The following is an 18,492-nucleotide window of genomic DNA, read 5'->3' on the forward strand; positions in this document are numbered from 1 at the left end:
GCCTACGGATGCACCGGCCCGCGAGAAACGCCTCAAACCTACGTGGTTTGATGCTCGCGTCGTGCGACCGGCGGCGCTGGTGCCAGTAGGGCGGGTGTCAGATAGTCCGCATGTCGGGGAAAAGTCCCTCTGGTGGCGCCTCGTACGGCAGCGGGTCGCCGGGCCTGTTTTGGTCTTCAGACTTGGCGAACGGCCCGTCTGGGCTCATCAAAATGGGCATGTGGTGGTCGGCGTGCTCGATCCACCAGGTGCTTGATCCGGTGGCTCCGTCGAGACGAAGGTGTTCCCATGCGCGCCACAGCGCGTCGATTCGGGCGAGTGCTTCCGGGTGCTCCCACCAGCGAGCTGACCACCGGAAACTGGCGTTCCCGCCACCTACGCGGCGGGAGTACATGAACCGCAGCCGTTCGCGAACGAACTCGTCAGCGGAGCCGTAGAACAGTTCGGGTTCCGGGTTCGGTTCTTCAGGCGAGTCGTCCTCGTCGCGGAAGTCGTCAAGGTTGCTCACAGCTTGTCCTCCTTCGCCGGAGCCGGAGCGATCCACACATCCACGCTCGCCGCCGCCGCTGGCGCCGTGGCGGGGGGCGCAGCTCGAGCGGCCGGGTCGTGCGCGGCTAGCGACGCGCGCACAGCCTCAGCGTGCGGCCCACGCATCCACGGCACTGTTTCTACCAGCGTGGCGGGGGCTCCGGACGCGAATACGACGGCGCGGCCGCGCGGCAACGCTCCGAGGTCGGCGATATCCAAGGTGCGTTCCCGCTGCACCTGATGCGACGTCGACCGGTTGCCCCGGCCGACGCTTGTCGACGTGGTGTGTTTGTCGTAGTCCCCGACCATTTGGGATAGCTCGTTCAGGAACTCGGGTTCCTTCACGCCGCCGCCGTAGACGGCGATGTTGGCGGCGGACCAGAGTTTCCGCATCCCGTCGCGGCCCCATACCTGAACGCCCTGTGACCAGGATTGCAGAATCGTCATTAGGACGATTCCGCGGGAGCCGTAGTGGGAGTACAGGTCGGGGAGGTCGTGCCAGCGGCACACGTTCGCCGCTTCATCGAGGACGCCGAGCATCGGCACCGCGAGCCGGCCACCGGTTTGAGTGGTGGCGAGTTCTTCGGCTGCTTCGACGGTCGCAGCTGTGAGCGCGGTGACGAGGGGGCCGGCGGTTCCTTTTCCTTCTTTGGAGAGGCTGTAGAGGGTGTCGCTGCTGCGTGCGAATACGTGCGGGTCGAACTGTGGCCGGCGGTCGCCGGTTACGTTGCCGCCGAGTGGGGTGACCCATTCTGCGATCGCTCGCACTTTCAGGCAGGACGCCATTTGTGCCGCGGTGCCGTACACGCTGTCGCGGCGACGAGATTCACCGTTCACCTGGCCGTCGACGGCATCCGCCATCTGCTCGTACCCGTGCTCACGGAGAATGTCGACCGGGGTTTCATCACCCGGTGTCGTCGTCCAGGTGAACGCCTTGGTAATCGGCAGATCGCCGAGGGCCGCGGCGAGCAGGAAACCAGCCAAGAGGTCTTGGCCGGCGTTGTCGAAATACGGATCCGCACGGGAGTCTCCGGCGCGAGAGCCCGAGGCGAAATGTGCGGCGAGCTTCGCGGCCTTCACGTCGTCGGTGACGTAGCTCAACGGGTTCCACCACCAGTTCGCCGGTTCGGCGGCGATGCTTTGCGGGTCGAACGCCCAGATGGTGCCCTTCTGGGCCCGAACGTCGCGGGTGGCGTCGAGCACGTCGCGCTTGTTCGATGTGGTGAGGACCGCTCCCGGAGCCGACAGAATCGCCGGAATCGCCCGGCTCGTTGACTTCCCGGTGCGCGGCCCCCAAATGTCGACATGCATATCCTCCGGGGATCCGTAAAGCTGCTGGCGACCGGCGACGGTGATTCCGATGGGAACTCCGAGCCAGTTCTCGATACCGAGGCGCTGCGCCGTGCGCTTGGCGCCGGTGGCGGACAGCGCACGGAGGTCGCGGCCCTTCCCCATGTACGCGGCCGCGCCGTCGACGTTGCTTCGACGGCGACGAGCTCGCGAGATTGCCACTCCGACAACCACCGCCAAAACGACGAGGCCGCTGACAGCTGCGGCGATGATCCAGGTCCCGGATGCCGGCCACATGACGGAGCCTCGGAGGATGCCGAAGAACAGCCCAAACGGATCGGTTGTCAGATCAGGGTTCACACTGTCGATCTTGGATCCCCAAGACACAGCGAGCCAGGTCGTGCCGAGTGCGCCGCCGACGAGGACAAGGGCGACAATCATCGCGATTGTCTGCCCGTCGAAAGCTCCCTGGTTCTGTCTGTTGGATGCGCTCACGCGGCACCCTCCTCTTCAAGGGCCGCCCCGTCGACGTCGACGGCAAACTCATGGGCAACCTCGCCGGCACTTTCGAGACCGATATACGGGTCCGACTCATTCGGCTCAGGGAAGGACACAGCTGGGTGCCACAGCTTGTTGGTGTCGTTGATTGCCCGTTCGGACTCGATCAGCTCGACCTTCACCGGGATACCCGGATGCCCACCCACTTTGATGAGGAATTTTCCGCGTCCGGGCGGTTCAGACTCACGGCCAAGGCCGGTATCCCAGGTTCCGGGATCCTGCCACGAGGTGAGCAGTTCCTGTTCCGCCCGCGACAGCGGAACGGCGCTGGTGAGCATCGGCATTTCCGCGCCCGGAAGGCCGCCGGCGATCACCATGCCGGACCGTTCGACGAACCCGCGCGCTTTCATCCGGTCCGACTCGTCCGGTAACGCGAGAAGGTCACTCATGGTGTGCGAAATCATCGCCAGGCCAACGCCTCGCTGCCGGTTCAACCGGGTGAGCGCGTCCACACGGTCAACCATGCCGCGGCCGGCCCGCAGCGCCCGCCACAGCTCGTCGAGGACGACGAGGTAGTGGCGGCGAGGCTCCAGGCCGGCATCCGCGAGAGCGTTCGCGATGTTCACCGTGCCGAACCCGGCCGACCAGCAAGCCAACAAGATTGCCGCCTGCATGTCAGTGTCCGAATCGTCGATCGATGACACGTCGTAGACCACAGGGCGATCCCGCAGCATCGGCACATCGGTGGGATGCGCAAACGTCTCACCGAGCCGGCCACCAGAGGTGAGGCTGATCAGAGACGCTTCCAAGTTCTCGGTGATCGCCTTGTAGCGCTCATCGTTGCCACGGTCCAGTGCGACAGCGCGAACTTCGTCCGGCGCTTCCTGGATGACCCGGAGTAAGTCTCCGAGAACGGGAATCCCGTCACCGCGCTCGTCGAGGACTTTCAGCGCACGATCGATGATCGATTCCTCACGGTCCGTTGGCGGTTCCTTGCGGAGGATCGTCAAGAGTGCCGACACCATCGTTTGTCGCCTGCCATGAGCATCGGCGAGCACCTGCTGGCGTTCTTTCTCTCTACCGGCTGCGCGCAAGCGCTCAGCGGCAGCCGTCGCTTCACCAGGATCCAGGATGTTCAAATGGCCGCGGCCGCGGCCGAGGGTGATGACCTGCCCGCCGAGGGCGCGAATCATGTCCACGTAGTCAGGTTTCAGATCACCCAGAATCAGAGGCAGAGCGCCGAGCCCCGCGCCACCGGCCGCCATTCGGCGGACCAGTGTGGACTTGCCCAGGCCGGGCAGGCCGAGCACGAAAACTGAGGGGTTCGAAATCAGTCCCGCGTCCTGAAACCACGAAATGGGATCCGCGCACACGGTCGCACCGGTAAAGAGCTGTAGGCCCAGGGGCACACCGATCATCGGGGTCCCGGTGCCTACTGAGAACGGGTGGAGACCGCACACCTGAACCGTTGTGCCGCGCCATTCGTCGGCCGGTTGGATCACGCTGGCTTCGCCACGAGCGCGTCCGAGCCACCCTCGCGGCCCAGGTCGTCGCACCGAGGGCCGCTTCTGCTTCTCAGACTGTTTCTCGGCCTTCGTCTTTTTCGGAGCTGGAAGCTCACGCGACTTGGTTTTGAGGGCTCGGCGGCTGGCCGCATCGAGGGCGGGCATTACAACTGCTCCCTTACTTCGGATGGCACTCTCAGGTGCTTTGGCAGAACGAGCCCGAGCGGTAGCGCGGCGGCGAACGCTGAATCTTGCGACCCATGCACGACCCGCAGGCGGAGTCGCGCTGTGGCGGAGAGGTTGTCGATGGCGGCACGGGCGTCCGCCTCCTGTGAGGCGTGCATCACCGTAGCCGTGACCAACAGGCCAAAGTTCACCAGCCCCGCGCCTGAGGCCTCTTCGTGCGCGGTCGCCAGAGCCGCACGAGTTGCGGTCATACTCCGTGCCGTCGGTTTGTCCGAGGACTGCAAGTTAAACGTTGATGCTCGAACGTCCGCTTCGACGATCGCCGCAGCCTTAGCCGCGTCAATCGGCCGATACAGCAGTGTGACGCGCTTTCTGGCGACGTCGCGGTGAGGGGCCAGCAGTCGAGCGAGAACACTCGAGGGAACGTTGCCACGGGGGGCACCGCTCATCATCCAGGTCACCGACAAAGCGGAGTCGTGCCGGTAGGTGTCCCAGTTGGATTGGTGGGCCGTAGGGCCGACTTCCGGCCAGTACAGCTCTGGCGGCTCACCAGCGGCGTTCGCCGTGTCGATCAGTGGCGCGGCCGCGGGGTCGTAAGCGACGCGGACGATCTCGCAAAGATCCTGAGCGCTCAACGGTCGCGTTGCCCCGGCACCTGTCGCTGCGAGGCCCTGAGTGAGCCCGGGGAGCCGGGATGCCAGCTCCCGGCCCATCTCGTCCGGTGTGCGCTTCTTGCCGCCAACGCGGGCGGCAGCATTGAACGTCAGGGCCACGTATGCCTTGATCGTCGCGGATCCGGCCGGGTACTGCTCCACCAGGTCGTTCAGAATGCGCTTAGCAAACTCCGGAGCGGATGGGTCGATTCGACTCGTCACTTCGCGGCGCAACCGAGTACCCGTGTCGGGAGCTGTTTCGATCGTCACCGACGCGGCTTCTATTCCGGGCTCATCGCCCAAGCTGGCAAGCCACATGCCCCACTCAGCCACCCAAACGTCAACCTGTTCCCGGTCGACGAGGGCGGCACCATCAGGCTCTGTACCGATCACAACGGTGTAATCCGAGGTCGACGGCACCTGCAGAAGCGCAAACGGGCGGTTGTAGCTGTCCTTCCACTCGGTCAGCCTCGAACCAGCAGCAAGGCCCGGGAGCTGAGCCGTTCCCCATTCCGCCCGGCCAAGCGGGCCGGAGCGGTAAATGTGAGTGCCCTTGCTCTTCGTAGCCACCCAGCCCACCTTCGTCGTGGCGCGCATAAGCAAGCTCAGGCCGTGCTTGTCTTTCACGGCTACGGCGAGAAGGAACAACCCGAACACCACCGCTGTCACGATGCCGTTCAGGATGTTCGACGCCATCGTCACGATCACGCTGAACCCAGCACCAACGAACAGGATCGCCGTGCCGATCGAGCCGAGTCCCATCAGACCAGCCGTTTTCGGCTTGGTCCAGTTCCCGTAGCTCCGCGGAGCTTCCGTGGTTGTCATGAGAGATCTCCGATCAGGAACCGCTGGGGCCGGATGAGTCGTCGGTGGCCGTTTGCACGGCGCCCTTTGCCGAGTTCGCTGCGCCAGTTGCGGCTTTGCCGGCCATGGCTACACCCATGGCGAGCGGGGCGGCAGGGCCAGCGGCGGCACCAGCTGCTGCTGCGCCTCCGCCCGATGCCGCGCCGGTCGCGGCGGTCTTTCCCGCTGCTGCGCCCGATGATGCGGCTTTGCCCGCAGCGGCTCCACCTGTCGGGGCTGCTCCACTGGGTGCAGAGGATGCGGACGAGCTGCCGCCTCCGCTTGGCGGGGTTGAGCCAGAACTACTCATCCGGCGAACCGCTCCAGTCGCCAATTCGCCACCAACCGCGCCGCCAGCTCCTGCCATCGCCATGCCGGCAGCGCCGCCGCCGGCGACTGCGCCGGTCATCGGAGCGACGAAACGCAACAGGGCAGGGAGAGCTATCAGCGCCATCAGCATGAGGGCGAGGCCGGTGAGAACCGACCAGATGCCGCCGCCGTCATCCTGGAATGCATCCGTTCCCGTGAGGCTGAACGCGGCCGCGTAGATCAACGCTGCCGCGGGCTTGTAGAGGATGAAAGCAAGAGTCCAACCGACCGTTTTACCGAACCACTGCCTACCCATCTGGGTATTGGTGAAGCTCGCGGTGAGAGGCAGAACACCGGCCAGAATCACCAGCAGGCCTCCGCGAACCACCATGAGCGCCACCTGAACGTACGTCATCAAAAGCGCAATTGTGCCGAGGATGAGGACACCGATCACCCCAAGGGGAGACGACGCTGTGAGAGCAACCAGCGCGGCGACGTTTGTCCCGAAGCATTGGGACTCCCCACCAACGGACACGTCACAATCGGTCGCGCCGTTCAAAACCCAGACCGAGAACGCATCCGCCGCGGTAACCGCGAGGGTGATGATCGCAAGGCCCGACCCGGATACGACGATCAGCGTGATCAACGACTGGATCACGTCTTTACCAGGCTGCGCACGTTGCTCCCAAGCCATCCGGATGCCGCCGATGATGACCGACAGCACTGCTAACCCCCCGACATAAAACCAGAGCGAATTCTGCAAGAACCCGACCGTCGACGAAGAACCCTCAGGGGCCGTCGAGCTGAGCAAGGCACCGACGAGAGCAGATGCTCCCGAAATCAACAAGATCGCGATGAAGATGACGCCAAGCGAGCCCACGCTTCGCATGCCCTCGCCGCGACGGGTCCGTATCGTGATCAACGCTCCCAGAGCGATGATCGACAGCACCGCCAGAGCGAGGCCGACGTACGTCACATAGCTCAAGATCGTGCTGAACTCATCCCCGCCAGGCTGATTGGTCGGCACGGTCGTTGTGCCCTCCCCCGCCGTTAGCACTGGTGTGGGCACGGCGACCCACATTGTTCCAATGCTGGCGAGAGCCTTGCCGAAGCCCTCTAAAACACGATTCGCAAGCTCCTGCACGGCGTCATTCGACGCTTTAGAGACGATGTCGGAAGCACCTTGCCCAACACAGTCAGCGACGTGTGACGCGAAGTAAAAGGGGTCCGAGCAATCTCCGCTTGCAGCAGCCACGTCACACGCCCGCCCACGGAATGTATCCGCCGAGGTTGGTCAGAGGGCTCGGGGCGAACGGCGGGCCGTTCTCCCCGATGACAACTTTCCAGTCCCCGTTCTCCCAACGAAGCACCGTTGGGAAACTGACAAGTCCGCCACCTTCAGAGGTCACTCGCCAAGCCGCGTCGATCGTAGCTTCGGTCGAGGTGTACGAGTTCACCTTGAACCCAGCGACCTGCAGGCGAGTAGCAGAAGGATCGCCGGTTTCAGGCGATGCCTCAAGTTGGTCGCGGACAGGGCCGGACGCGAGCAATTCGTAGAGGCGAGGGGTATTACGTGAGTCTGAACTCACCGCTATGTACCCGACCGCAGCAAAGAGAGCACCTTCTGCCGTGTGGGCGTAGCAGCTGCGGAAGCCGTTTTCAACGGTGCCTGGGCCGGCACCGTTCGGGTCGGCGGGGGCGGCCACCGTACCCACAAGTTCCCATTCGGTGTCTGGAGCTGAGTCCAGGGTGTTCTCCGTCTCGAATCCCTCGAGCCCGCACACGCTTGGGTCCTCAACCGGTTGAGCTGAAGGCGAATCGTCAGGTGAGGAGCTGGGTGTGCTCGCTGGCGGGGTTTCTACGTTGGAGCCGCCGAGGATCGACGTGACGAGAACGATGATCGCGGCGAGAACAATCACGCCCACGATGATCGTCGCAGCGATGAAACTCTTCTTCCGGAACGGGTTTGTCTCAGGGGTACTCATGTGTCGCTCCTTGGCGGGTCGGTTAGCTGCCGGAGATGAAGCCGACGAGCGCGGTCGCGGCGCCGATGATCATCACGCCGACGAGGATTGAGACGAAAGTTTTCATGTGCTCACCGCCCTCACCGCGTCGCGAGTTGAACATGAACATCACTGCCACCGCGATCAGCGCGAGGATGGCTGCGATCAGGCCGACCCATTTCGCCCAGGCGAGGATCGTGCCGACGGCTTCGAAGCCGGGAGGCGCGATGGGATCGGGGTCGGGCAGCGCCATGAGCGCTTGCCCCGCTGCGGTGAGCATATGGGCTGTTGCCAAGGAGAGGGACACGGGCTGGCCTTTCAGTTCTGAGCGTGAGTGCTCGAGGTAGTAGTGAGGGATAGATCAGCGAATAGTTGGCGGAACTCATTGGGGAGCGGGTCGAGAGGCGATGCCGGGGCAAACCGCCACGCATTCACCCAGGGCAGATGCCATACCTGGGGCACTCCCCCAGCGATCACCTGTTCCAGATCACGCAAAGGTTTGGGACGCCGACCTGGTGTGTCAGCGATGAGCACGAGACCGGCGAGCGAAATGCTGTGCGGCAGCGTGTTCGCTGCCCATTCGGTCGCAGCGCGCTGTGCTGCTATCAGTCCTGAGTAGTTCGTCCGGGCGACGAGAACGACGTGATGGGCGGTCGCATTCGCGGTAGGGATCGGCCAGGCGTGATCCGCCGGGCGTGAGCCTGACGCGAGACCGGCTAACGTTGATTCGCCCGCGCCGCCGTGAACACCGAGCCACCACACGGTGGCCGGCCACGCGGCCGCCCGGCGCGGGAGCCGGTCGACCATGTCCGGAATCGGAACGCCAGGTTGCGGAGAGGTCGGCGCTAGTCGCGCTGCCCGACGCGTCGACGACGCCAGGACCTCTGCGGTCTCAACAGGTTGCTCCATGCCGGTAAGCCCCCGGTTCGCATTCCCCATGCACCTCTCCCCCTCCAGTGATAGCGCCGAATTGTTGTGGGCTGTCCGCAGCCGGCCTATCAACTGCTGTCTATCCGGCTGATGAGCCTGGCGCCGCATCTTCTTGGATCATACCTAAAATAGGTGAATCTGACCTAACATGCCTGTTTTCGCCCCAACTTCGGTTAGCATCGGAACGTGGACGACGTCGCAGATCACTCATCAGAACGAAACGCTTCACACTCGACCCCGCAAACGGTGAAAGGGGGCGATATGACCGATCCGGTTCTTACGGCGCTGCGAATCGAGGCGACTGTCTCGCCCAACATCCCCGCAACTGCCATTTCTACGCCCCCCATTGCTGTCGTCTCCCCCAAGCTCGAATCAAACGTAACCCAAACGGGTGTCACTTCGGTGTCGATGGTGACGCCGTTCGACACGTTGGTGCCCAACGTTCCCGGAGTGCAATGAGGCTCCGACCGCTGGCTATTCTTTCCCTGGCCGTTCTCGCCCTCACCGGCTGCAGCCCCATCCCGGGGTCGACTGTGAGCGTCCCGCCATCGGCTGCACCCTCGACGTCGACGCCACAGCCGACCGGAGGGACCGAGGGCGACGTCCTGCCCACCGCCCCACTCGAAGCGGGTGCCGCGGCCGCAGAAGCGGCCGTCCGTGTCGTGCAGACATTCGGCCAACCCGAGCTGACGCCCGAAGCTTGGATGGAAGCCATGTACCCGGTGCTCAGCACCAAGGGTGCCACCGCATATCTGCACACCGATCCGGCGAACATTCCGGTCACCGCCGTTGTCGGAGAACCGGCCGTGCTCACCGGCCTGACCGCGACGTACGCGATCGTTGACGTTCCCACCGACGCCGGCCTCTACACCGTCACTCTCACTCGCGACGACGAGGATAGCCCGTGGCTCGCTGAACGAATCCGACCCAAGCAAAGCTAATGGCCGCCGAACAGAGGAGAGGTTTTGGGGCGATCGCGATAGTCGCGATCCCGCTCCTGGTCATCGGTTCCCTCTTCGGCATCGTCATCTTCTTCGCCTCAGCAGGTGCCGCTAACGCCACCTGCAATGGAGCCGCAGGCACGGCAGACCCCGGGAAGGTCCCCGGGGTGTCCGTGGCCGGCTACTCCGGGGACCAGCTGAGAAATGCGGCCCTGATTATCAACGCCGCCGCACCGCTCGGTCTGGACGCTCGAGCGCAGACCATCGGAGTGATGACAGCCATGGGTGAATCTTCCCTCACCGTCGTCGACTACGGCGACACAGCCGGCCCCGACTCACGCGGGCTGTTCCAGCAACGCGCCAACGGCGCGTGGGGAAGCTACACCGACCGGATGGACCCAACGATCAGCTCGACGAACTTCTTTACCGCCCTCAAAGCCGTCGATGGTTGGGAGGCGCTGGAACCGACGATTGCCGCACACTATGTGCAGGGCAACGCTGACCCGTACCACTACGAGAAGTTCTGGACACCGGCCACCACCGTCGTCGCCGCGCTCACCGGCGCCGACCCCACCGGCGGCGCTGCCGGTGGGGCGGGCTGTGCCACCGGGGAGTGGGTCTCACCCCTCACCTTTGACACCCCAGGGCTGATGATCACCGACTTCTATGGCGACCGGCCTGCGGACGTTATCGGTTACGCCTATAAGCACAACGGAGTGGACCTCGGCGTCGCTTTCGGAACCCCGATCCACGCCGCAGCTAGCGGCACGGTCATCACCACCGTCACTGACAAGGGCAATGCGACATCCGGCCTCGGCAACCTCATCATCGTCGACCACGGTGGCGGGATCCTTTCCCGCTACCACCACATCAAAGCCGACGGTGTATTCGTCACCGTCGGCCAGGAGGTCGCGGCGGGCGAAATCATTGGCGAGACCGGGAGCTCCGGAACCTCTACCGGCCCGCACCTTCACTTCACGATCTTCACGGACGGGCTGCCGGACACGGCCCACGCCGTCGACCCGATCGCGTTCCTCCGTGACCGTGGCATCGACCTGTGCGAGGTCCCGGTCTGGTCCGAACACAGTGTGGCGTCGACATGCTGAGCCGCGACATGTTGAGCCGCGACGTCATAAGTCGCGCCATCGACCACCCGGCCGCTGCGATACTCAACACGCGCACGGCGATCATCACTCACACACCTTGGCTGCCAGATGGAGTGCAGCGTGGCGACGTCCTGCATATCGGTGTCGGCCAACTCGAAATGTCGCTTCGTTACCGCCCAGCGAGAGAAGCGCAATTGGTGACGGGCCGCAGGGAAGCGCAATTCCCCACTCCCGGAGTGCTTGGCTGGGATAATGCTGGAGGTCGCGGCGGAGTTCCCCCGCCCCGCCGCGACCGACTCGCCCGAGTCGACAGTTTCTCCGCCTACCCCGACCGGACCTCTCATGAACAAAACTCGCCTGTGACGGACGATGACGCGTACTGGGACGCCCTTCCCGACACCCTTACCCCCACAACAGTTGCCAAAATCCTCAACGTGGGAAAACCGGCCGTCCTTTCCCGGCTCAGATCCGGTGTGATCCCTGGTTATCAAATCCGCGCCTCCTGGATCCTCTTCAAAGCGGAGATCCGTGCCTGGTTGGCGTCGACCAGCAATCAAGCACCACCGGGGCCGCCGGCTCCGGTGGACGTGCTAGCCGCCTACGGCGACGAAATGACCTATCGCGACCTCATGGCATTGTTTGGCAAAACCAAACAGACGATTTACATTTGGCTTCACGAGGGCGAAATACCCGCATTCCACGTCGGTAACCGGTGGGTCATCCATAAACCACAACTGCGTCAGCGGCTGCGCGAGATCAGCAACCAGAACGACAGGACGCCATGAGCCCCGTCCATTGGCGACACGCCGAGGCTGAACGAAGGCCTATGAATGCATTCCCTGCCACGATTGCGCTTATGAGCGCAATCAAAGGTCGTCACCGGCGAGCGGAGAATTCCCCGACGGTGCTGCTGCAGGCCCGGGTAGCACCAGAGATCCGGGAAGAGATTCAGGCCGCCGCCGCCGCAAGCGGCGTCTCGATCGCGTATTACCTCGAAAATTTTTTCCGGCAGCAAATTCGCGAACAGGGATCACTTCCGACCGTAGAACTGCCGCGCCGTCAAGCACTGGAGTTGCCTATTCCCGCCGCTTAAACGAAAGAGCCCGCCGCTTTCGCGACGGGCTTCTCCAAGTTTCGTAGCTCAAACCCTCTGTGCTTGCCGGCCCGAGGTTCGAGCTAATTCAAAAGATCCGGATAAACCGGAGCCTTTGGCATCCCTGGAAAGGATGACCCCATAGTAACCGATTTATACCCTTTTGGCGCTATTGCTCTCACAGAGGTAGCTCCCGGCGTGTCTCCCGATGAGTGGACAGCCTGGGCTTTGACGCGCCAGCTGAGCCCTCGCGGCCGCGTACGGATCGCTGATCAGCTCGGTCCGGACGGATATCTGAACGATTACACGGCCACGATCCCGCTCACAGCGGATGCGCCGACAACGCCGTGGGCGATGCCGCTCACGGACGATCGAGGCTATTTCCACTACCTCTGCTTTGACCTTGACGCTTCGCACGGAAACGCCGTCTATGACGCCGGCAAGCTCGGTCACTGGCTCGATGAACTGAACATCGAGCACCTGGTCACGAAGTCTGGCCCCACAGGCGGCCGGCACGTGTGGCTCTCCCTCTGTGACGGTACTGAGGCCGCCGTGGTGGCGACAATCGGCCACCTCGCCGGCCAGCTCCTTCCGTCGCTGGATATCACGCCTCTCAAAAACCCTGCAACGGGCTCGGTGCGCCCTCCCGGCGCGCCACACCGGTTCTCCGGACACTCCGAGCCGATCGGCTCCGTCGCCCCACTTCTCGCTCACAGCGTCACCGCTGAGCAGCTGCAAGCACTTCAAATCTTCCTGATCGATACCGGCGCGACTGTGAAGCTCGCACCAGTGACCCCGATCCACGGTGTCTCCGTCGACGCCACCGGATACCCTCACCTGACCGGATCCAAGCGGACGGTCTCGGCGCGGGTACGCGAGTTGCTCGACGCGGCCCCAGCTGACGACACGTCAGCGACGCAGGCGGCCGTGCTCGCCGGCTGTGCGCGGGCCCGCTGGCGGTTCGCAGATGTGCTCGCCCTTCTGGACGTGTCCCCCGCGCTCGAGCACACTCGTACCCGCAGGATGCCGTTCGGCCGGGTGCCTCGCAGCTCCGCAGAGGCCCGCCGCGCTCTCGAACACGCCTGGCGGCGTGCCGTCGAGTACGTCGCGACGAACCCCATCAGCGGTGACGGATCCAACACCGAGTTCCAGACTCGGGCGATCGCCACATCCGCGGCCATAGCTCGCGTCCAGACGGCCGCAGACGCAATGCCCGGACGTTGGGGCCTGAGCGGCCCCAACACCACACAGAGAGGCACACGCGGCCGTTTCTCGCACCGCGCCGTCTTAGACGCACTCTGTCTCTTCATCGCACAAGCAGCCTCGTCCACCGTCGAGGCCGACCAGCGCCGGCTCTCTCAGGTAACAGGCTACTCGCACGAAGCCTGCCGCCTGGCGCTCCACGCCCTCAGAGAACCGCTCACTGAGGACCCCGAGAGCGCGTGGATTGTGCTCGTCGCCGATGCCGAAGGTGTGCACGGAGCGAAGTATCGACTCTCTGCAAAGTTCTCCACAGACCAGACAGACCGGAAGTTGCTACAAGCGGTGACGCACCCCAGCCAGAGCCCGGCAGCTGACCAACGTGACTGGTGGATCAATCGTTTAAGCCTCCGCCTCGCAGACCTCGCACACGATGTGTTCTCCGCTCCTCGCAGCCTGGGACGTAAGGCAGGACTTACCTACAGTCACTTGCAGGTAGGAAATACGCTCACAGTGGACTTGCTTACCAAGGCAACAAATTTGAGCGCTTCCCGAATTCGCAGATCCCTCTCACGCCTGCACGGCTACGGCTTGGTCGAGCGTCACGTTGACGGATGGGCTCGCACAATCGACGACACCCGCGACGCGGTGGCCGTGCAGCTCCAGATCGACGGCTACCTGGTCGCCCGCGCTGCGCGCTACGACGTTGAGCGCGCCCGGTGGGCGTGGTGGCAAGCGGACCTCATCTGGCTCGCGAAACGTGGCAAGAAACGCCGGGGGCGCCGCAGTTCCACTGGAGTTTCGCTCTTCGCCCAGAACGATCGACCCGACTTCCCGGCATACCCCCGTCGGAACGGTCGAGGCCACCACCGCGAAGCATGGGACCTTATCACTGCCGGCGCGCTCACCCGCCCCCGAATAATCGTCCAGGACGAGGCGGCATAGAGCCACGCTGCTTCTGACCAGGCGGAGCCACACAGCGACACAGTGTTTCAGAACAGCATGGGTGGGTGACGAAGTGCTCAAACATGCCGGATTGCCAGATGGCGCCTGTTTTCGAAATCTATAGACACCGGCACGTTCTTCGAGTAGTGCCCCTTAAGGTGGTGTAGCCCGGTGATTGCCGACCTCGTGGAGGCCAAAACAATACCCGAGTCCTTGACGCAGCTGCGGGGGCTAGTGTCGGCGATGCTGCCGCAAGTAGATCTGCCCGATGTGCTGTTGGAAGTTCATTCCTGGACGGGGTTCCTGTCAGAATTCAGCCACGTGTCTGAGGCCTCTGCACGGATGGACCAGCTCGACGTTTCTGTCGCGGCCATCCTGGTGGCCGAGGCGTGCAACGTCGGCCTAACTCGGTGGTCAAAGACGGCCACCCCGCACTGACCCGTGGACGCCTGCCACACGTTGATCAACACTATGTGCGCGCCGACACGCTTCGCGCGGCCAACTCCCAGCTGGTTCAGGCCCAGTCCGCGCTTGGCCTTGCCCAGCGCTGGGGTACCGGCCTGCTGGCGTCCGTTGATGGGATGCGGTTCGTGGTGCCCGTTGCCACCGTCAACGCCGGGGCGAATCCGCGCTACTTCGGCCACGGCCGCGGCCTGACCTGGCTGAACTATCTCAACGACCAAGTGGCCGGCTTTGGTGCCGTTGTCGTCCCGGGAACGGTCCGCGATTCCCTCCACATTTTGGATGGGCTGCTCGATCTTGACGTCGGCCAACGCCCCGAGATGGTCGCCACCGATACGGCCTCCTACTCAGACCAGATCTTTGGGCTCTTCACCCTGCTCGGATACCGATTCTCACCGCGCCTGGCCGGGCTTCCCGACCAACGGTTCTGGCGCATCGGCACCACAGCAGACTACGGACAGCTGAACGCGGTAGCCGGCCGCAACCGAATCAACCTGGACCTCATCACGGCAAACTGGCCAGACATGCTCCGCCTTGCCGGATCCTTGACTGCCGGTACCGTGCGCGCCCCGGAAAAGCGTTGGCGGAGTACGGCAGAATAGCCAAAACCGAGCATCTGCTGGACTTCATCGATGTTGACGAGGGCTACCGCCGGCAAATTCATACCCAGTTGACACTGCAAGAATCCCGCCACGCCCTGGCCAGACTCGTTTTCCACGGCAGGAGAGGCCAGATACGGCAGTCCTACCGGGAAGGCCAAGAAGATCAGCTCGGAGCCCTTGGCTTGGTCCTGAACGCCGTCATCCTGCGGAATACCCGCTACCTGGACGCCGCACTCACCGAGCTCCGCGGCCGTGGCGCCAGTGTTGCCGATGAAGACGTGCGACGTCTTTCTCCGCTGGTCTCAGAACACATCAACATGCTGGGTCGCTACACCTTCACGGCAGACTCGACTGGAACGCAACTTCGGCCCTTCCGGAACGTCGAAGAGGACCGGGAGACCTGAACGAAGCGACATTGCTCTGAACGTAACCCTTCCCGTTGGGGGAACGTCTACTGGGTCACTCCTGGCACCGAGCGTGAGGCGCTTCCTGCTGGGGCCGTTTTCGGATTGAAGACCTATCGCCCCATCATGTGAAGTTGCCGTCTTACAACTTCGTGGCATCCACCAATATTTGGACCGCGTCTTGGTTGCCGATGACCACGATATCGTCCTCGCTTTCAAGGGATGCTCCACCGATGATGACCGCTTTCCATGCCCTGGTGGTGCTGTTTACCACCGCGTCGACGGCGCCGACGACGGTAGTCTTCGTAACCGTAGATCCTGTGGTTGTCATCGTGGCCAGGTACTCCACGGGTTCCCGCCCGCAGTCGCGCGAGTCGCTCAGCTTCAGCGCAACACTGCTCTCTGGCGTACCTTCGGGCAATCGGCGTGCGTGCGCCCGCATCGCTAGCACGAGGGTGTCGGGTCCCATGTCAGCCTCGAACGGCAGACGGGGAGATTGGACAGCCCACAATGACAGTGCGGTATTGACGGCTTCCAGACCGCGGCCCCACTCGGTGAGGTCATAGACCATCACTCTGGCCGGTGCCGGTAGTTGGTTGCGCACGACGATGCCAGTTTCTTCGAGGTCCTGCAACCGTTGCGTGAGCACGGCTGGACCGATCCCCGGGATGTCGTGTTGGAGGTCGAGAAAGCGTTTGGGCCCCAGTAGCAGCTCGCGCACCACGATGAGCGCCCACCGTTCCCCAATCAAGTCAAGTGCGTGCGCCGACGCGCACCCGTCGTTATAGGAACCATAGGATCTTCTCGCAACCATAATCCCATCTTACTACTTGCTAAGAAGTCGGCACTACTGTAACAATAGCGAAATGACGAAACTATCCGGCCCCGAAATCTGGTCTGTGGTCCACCATGAGCGACAGGCACTGATCGACGACCTCGCGGTACTCGAAACGGGCGAGTGGTGCACGCCGTCGCTGTGTCTTGGTTGGGATGTCCACGACGTTGTGGCGCACCTCGTCGATTCAGCTAAGACCACCCGCCTGGGCTTTGTGCGGCGCATGGTGGCGGCTGGTTTTGACTTCGATCGTGACAACGCTGTCGGGATCACGCGGGAGAAGGCGGCAGCTCCCGAAGACACATTGAGCGCGTTCAGGGTAGTACGCGCTTACACCACCACACCCCCGGCGGCCTTGGCCACTCGACTGGTAGAGGCCTTCGTGCATGGTGAAGACATTCGTCGCCCCCTGAAGATCGGTCGCAACTACCCGTCCGTGCATGTCGCCGAGGCACTCGCCTACCAGGTGAAGACAAGCGTCAAGATAGGTGGCGGCAAGGAGTCAGCTCAGGGGTGGCGCCTGATCGCCACCGATGCACCTTTCGAGCACGGAGACGGCCCCAAAGTTCACGGCCCCGCCATTGCGCTTCTGCTCGCCGTGTCGGGCAGGCCCGTCGGGGCCGATGAGCTCACCGGGCCTGGAGCTCACGGCCTCGTGACAGAACTAAGCGCGGAATCATGATGACAACACCTGAACACCCCAGCCAGACACTCGATGTCACGTTCACGGCCACGGTTATTGCTGATTCCAACAGCGGCTGGCCCTGCGTCCAGATGGCCGACTCCGCCGAATTCTTCGGCACCGGCAAAGCAGTCAAGATTGGTGGCACCGTCGACGGACACCCATACGAAGCCACGATGCTACCCGTGGGCGGCGGCATACACATGATGCCGCTACGTGCGGCGTTCCGGAAGCTCCTCGCGAAAAGCGTGGGCGACGACGTCACCGTGCACCTGACCGACCGATTCTCGTAAACGTCGTTTGATCGTTCGGGACTGCTGAGGGTTTGGTTTCCATCTAGTCAGTGAGGATTTAGTCCTCCTGGAAGGATGTTCATTGTGGCAAAGCCTTATCCGGAAGAGTTCCGTCGCGACGTTGTGTCCGTCGCTCGGAAGCATGAAGCTCCGCTCGCCCAGATCGCGAAGGATTTCGGGATCAGCGAGGGGACATTGGCTAATTGGTTGAAACGTGCCGAGATCGAGGACGGTGTTCGGCCGGGCCTGAAACAGGCCGATGCGGTGGAGCTTCGCGAGCTGAAGAAACGCAACCGGCTACTCGAACAGGAGAACGAGATCCTGCGGCGGGCGGCTGCGTTCTTCGCGCGGGAGTTGCCCCCAAAATGACCTATCCGCTGGTCCGCGACCTTGCCGCTGACGGAATCCCCGTCACGGTGGCCTGCCGGGTGCTGGGGTTCTCCACCCAAGGATTCAACAAGTGGCGCCGCAACCCAGTCTCGCAACGAGACTGGGACGACGCCCACCTCACGAACCTCGCCAGGGATATCCATCTCGACGACCCGGAGTTCGGATATCGGTTCGTGTCAGACGAGATCGCCGATCACGGTGTTGTCGCGTCGGAGCGGCGGGTGTGGCGGCTCTGTTCCGAGCAGCGGTTGTGGTCTCTGCATGCCAAGAAACGCGGCCTCACGCGAAAGGCGGGTCCACCAGTCCACGACGACCTCGTGCTCCGGCAGTTCCGAGCGAACCGGCCGAACCAGCTGTGGCTCACCGACATCACCGAGCATCGCACTGATGAAGGCAAACTGTATCTTTGCGCGATCAAGGACATGTTCTCGCGTCGCATCGTCGGTTACTCGATCAGCGACCGGATGACCTCCGCCCTGGCAGTGTCCGCGGTGCGGAACGCGATCCGGCTCCGCGGCCCGGTCGACACGATCCTGCACTCCGACAGAGGGTCCCAAGGCGGATTCAAGTGGTCGTCGCAACACCTTGATCTTGGAGGTGTGCAATGGCGAGTGCCACGAAGAAGATTCCCGATGCGCCGGTGGCTGCCAGGCGGCAGTGGGCGGCGGATCGAGCGTTGCGGCCACCGATGCGCTCACCGGTCATGCCCCTTAAGGTGGTGTAGCCCGGTGGCCGGCCTCGTCGTTTAGAGCGTGAGTGCGGTCACCGTGTGATCCTTCGAGTCAACCTTCTAC

Annotated in this window: 17 protein-coding genes and 2 pseudogenes; 10 read left to right on the top strand and 9 right to left on the bottom strand. The window is 63.4% G+C overall.

Annotated elements, in window-relative coordinates; genetic code table 11:
* Positions 1 to 97: 97 nt before the first annotated feature.
* The 8 genes from IWX78_RS15795 to IWX78_RS16480 all read right to left on the bottom strand — a co-directional run bounded on the left by IWX78_RS15795 (position 98) and on the right by IWX78_RS16480 (position 8,853).
* A complete protein-coding gene (locus tag IWX78_RS15795) occupies positions 98 to 508 on the bottom strand; it encodes a DUF4913 domain-containing protein (protein WP_334684802.1) in 411 nt (136 codons plus the stop codon).
* Positions 505 to 2,313, bottom strand: coding sequence for a type IV secretory system conjugative DNA transfer family protein (locus tag IWX78_RS15800; RefSeq protein WP_334684803.1), 1,809 nt, complete (start codon positions 2,311 to 2,313; stop codon positions 505 to 507). Before IWX78_RS15800 ends, IWX78_RS15795 begins: the two co-directional genes overlap by 4 nt.
* A complete protein-coding gene (locus IWX78_RS15805; RefSeq protein WP_334684804.1) occupies positions 2,310 to 3,986 on the bottom strand; it encodes an ATP/GTP-binding protein in 1,677 nt (558 codons plus the stop codon). Before IWX78_RS15805 ends, IWX78_RS15800 begins: the two co-directional genes overlap by 4 nt.
* Positions 3,986 to 5,485 carry an SCO6880 family protein gene (locus IWX78_RS15810; RefSeq protein ID WP_196834597.1) on the bottom strand — a complete coding sequence of 500 codons (1,500 nt, stop codon included), beginning with the start codon at positions 5,483 to 5,485 and terminating at the stop codon, positions 3,986 to 3,988. Before IWX78_RS15810 ends, IWX78_RS15805 begins: the two co-directional genes overlap by 1 nt.
* A gap of 13 nt (positions 5,486 to 5,498) precedes the next feature.
* Positions 5,499 to 6,881: a hypothetical protein gene (locus IWX78_RS15815; protein ID WP_334684805.1), complete on the bottom strand. Its 1,383-nt coding sequence runs from the start codon at positions 6,879 to 6,881 to the stop codon at positions 5,499 to 5,501.
* Between the two features lie 187 nt (positions 6,882 to 7,068).
* A complete protein-coding gene (locus tag IWX78_RS15820; RefSeq protein ID WP_196834598.1) occupies positions 7,069 to 7,797 on the bottom strand; it encodes a hypothetical protein in 729 nt (242 codons plus the stop codon).
* 22 nt (positions 7,798 to 7,819) lie between these two features.
* Positions 7,820 to 8,122 (bottom strand): hypothetical protein, encoded by a 303-nt coding sequence (locus IWX78_RS15825; protein WP_196834599.1) that lies wholly within the window; start codon positions 8,120 to 8,122, stop codon positions 7,820 to 7,822.
* 11 nt (positions 8,123 to 8,133) lie between these two features.
* Complete coding sequence (locus tag IWX78_RS16480; RefSeq protein ID WP_442929262.1) at positions 8,134 to 8,853, bottom strand: DUF6668 family protein; 720 nt, start codon at positions 8,851 to 8,853, stop codon at positions 8,134 to 8,136.
* 78 nt (positions 8,854 to 8,931) lie between these two features.
* On the opposite strand from IWX78_RS16480, the gene IWX78_RS15830 reads away from it, so the two are divergent.
* The 7 genes and pseudogenes from IWX78_RS15830 to IWX78_RS15860 all read left to right on the top strand — a co-directional run.
* The gene (locus tag IWX78_RS15830) at positions 8,932 to 9,204 is read left to right on the top strand and encodes a hypothetical protein (protein WP_196834600.1); all 273 of its coding nucleotides are present in this window, start codon (positions 8,932 to 8,934) and stop codon (positions 9,202 to 9,204) included.
* The gene (locus IWX78_RS15835) at positions 9,201 to 9,686 is read left to right on the top strand and encodes a hypothetical protein (RefSeq protein WP_196834601.1); all 486 of its coding nucleotides are present in this window, start codon (positions 9,201 to 9,203) and stop codon (positions 9,684 to 9,686) included. Before IWX78_RS15830 ends, IWX78_RS15835 begins: the two co-directional genes overlap by 4 nt.
* Positions 9,686 to 10,792, top strand: coding sequence for a M23 family metallopeptidase (locus IWX78_RS15840; RefSeq protein ID WP_196834602.1), 1,107 nt, complete (start codon positions 9,686 to 9,688; stop codon positions 10,790 to 10,792). Before IWX78_RS15835 ends, IWX78_RS15840 begins: the two co-directional genes overlap by 1 nt.
* A complete protein-coding gene (locus tag IWX78_RS15845) occupies positions 10,786 to 11,577 on the top strand; it encodes a helix-turn-helix domain-containing protein (RefSeq protein WP_196834603.1) in 792 nt (263 codons plus the stop codon). Before IWX78_RS15840 ends, IWX78_RS15845 begins: the two co-directional genes overlap by 7 nt.
* Positions 11,578 to 11,648: 71 nt before the next feature.
* A complete protein-coding gene (locus IWX78_RS15850; RefSeq protein WP_196834604.1) occupies positions 11,649 to 11,885 on the top strand; it encodes a hypothetical protein in 237 nt (78 codons plus the stop codon).
* Between the two features lie 198 nt (positions 11,886 to 12,083).
* Positions 12,084 to 14,030: a hypothetical protein gene (locus tag IWX78_RS15855; RefSeq protein WP_196834605.1), complete on the top strand. Its 1,947-nt coding sequence runs from the start codon at positions 12,084 to 12,086 to the stop codon at positions 14,028 to 14,030.
* A 186-nt stretch (positions 14,031 to 14,216) separates the two neighbouring features.
* Positions 14,217 to 15,498 (top strand): annotated as a pseudogene (locus IWX78_RS15860) (transposase); the annotation flags it as partial.
* Between the two features lie 142 nt (positions 15,499 to 15,640).
* Here the strand turns inward: IWX78_RS15860 and IWX78_RS15865 are convergent.
* The gene (locus tag IWX78_RS15865) at positions 15,641 to 16,312 is read right to left on the bottom strand and encodes a winged helix-turn-helix transcriptional regulator (protein ID WP_196834606.1); all 672 of its coding nucleotides are present in this window, start codon (positions 16,310 to 16,312) and stop codon (positions 15,641 to 15,643) included.
* 52 nt (positions 16,313 to 16,364) lie between these two features.
* Between IWX78_RS15865 and IWX78_RS15870 the strand changes: the two genes are divergently transcribed.
* The 3 genes and pseudogenes from IWX78_RS15870 to IWX78_RS15885 all read left to right on the top strand — a co-directional run.
* A complete protein-coding gene (locus IWX78_RS15870; protein WP_196834607.1) occupies positions 16,365 to 17,015 on the top strand; it encodes a maleylpyruvate isomerase family mycothiol-dependent enzyme in 651 nt (216 codons plus the stop codon).
* On the top strand, positions 17,012 to 17,308 hold the full coding sequence (locus tag IWX78_RS15875) for a DUF1905 domain-containing protein (RefSeq protein ID WP_196834608.1): 297 nt from the start codon (positions 17,012 to 17,014) through the stop codon (positions 17,306 to 17,308). The genes IWX78_RS15870 and IWX78_RS15875 overlap by 4 nt, the downstream gene beginning before the upstream one ends.
* Positions 17,309 to 17,383: 75 nt before the next feature.
* Positions 17,384 to 18,300: pseudogene (locus IWX78_RS15885) on the top strand (IS3 family transposase); the annotation flags it as partial.
* Between the last annotated feature and the right edge of the window lie 192 nt (positions 18,301 to 18,492).

It is taken from the genome of Mycetocola sp. CAN_C7 (assembly GCF_015752285.1).
Taxonomy (GTDB): Bacteria; Actinomycetota; Actinomycetes; order Actinomycetales; family Microbacteriaceae; genus Mycetocola_A.

What these genes read in the sequence shown, in the direction of transcription:
- IWX78_RS15805 (WP_334684804.1), bottom strand. Translation starts at nt 3,986, where the DNA reads ATGCCCGCCCTCGATGCGGCCAGCCGCCGAGCCCTCAAAACCAAGTCG.
- IWX78_RS15810 (WP_196834597.1), bottom strand. Translation starts at nt 5,485, where the DNA reads ATGACAACCACGGAAGCTCCGCGGAGCTACGGGAACTGGACCAAGCCG.
- IWX78_RS15820 (WP_196834598.1), bottom strand. Translation starts at nt 7,797, where the DNA reads ATGAGTACCCCTGAGACAAACCCGTTCCGGAAGAAGAGTTTCATCGCT.
- IWX78_RS16480 (WP_442929262.1), bottom strand. Translation starts at nt 8,853, where the DNA reads ATGCGGCGCCAGGCTCATCAGCCGGATAGACAGCAGTTGATAGGCCGG.
- IWX78_RS15835 (WP_196834601.1), top strand. Translation starts at nt 9,201, where the DNA reads ATGAGGCTCCGACCGCTGGCTATTCTTTCCCTGGCCGTTCTCGCCCTC.
- IWX78_RS15840 (WP_196834602.1), top strand. Translation starts at nt 9,686, where the DNA reads ATGGCCGCCGAACAGAGGAGAGGTTTTGGGGCGATCGCGATAGTCGCG.
- IWX78_RS15845 (WP_196834603.1), top strand. Translation starts at nt 10,786, where the DNA reads ATGCTGAGCCGCGACATGTTGAGCCGCGACGTCATAAGTCGCGCCATC.
- IWX78_RS15850 (WP_196834604.1), top strand. Translation starts at nt 11,649, where the DNA reads ATGAGCGCAATCAAAGGTCGTCACCGGCGAGCGGAGAATTCCCCGACG.
- IWX78_RS15865 (WP_196834606.1), bottom strand. Translation starts at nt 16,312, where the DNA reads ATGGTTGCGAGAAGATCCTATGGTTCCTATAACGACGGGTGCGCGTCG.
- IWX78_RS15870 (WP_196834607.1), top strand. Translation starts at nt 16,365, where the DNA reads ATGACGAAACTATCCGGCCCCGAAATCTGGTCTGTGGTCCACCATGAG.
- IWX78_RS15875 (WP_196834608.1), top strand. Translation starts at nt 17,012, where the DNA reads ATGATGACAACACCTGAACACCCCAGCCAGACACTCGATGTCACGTTC.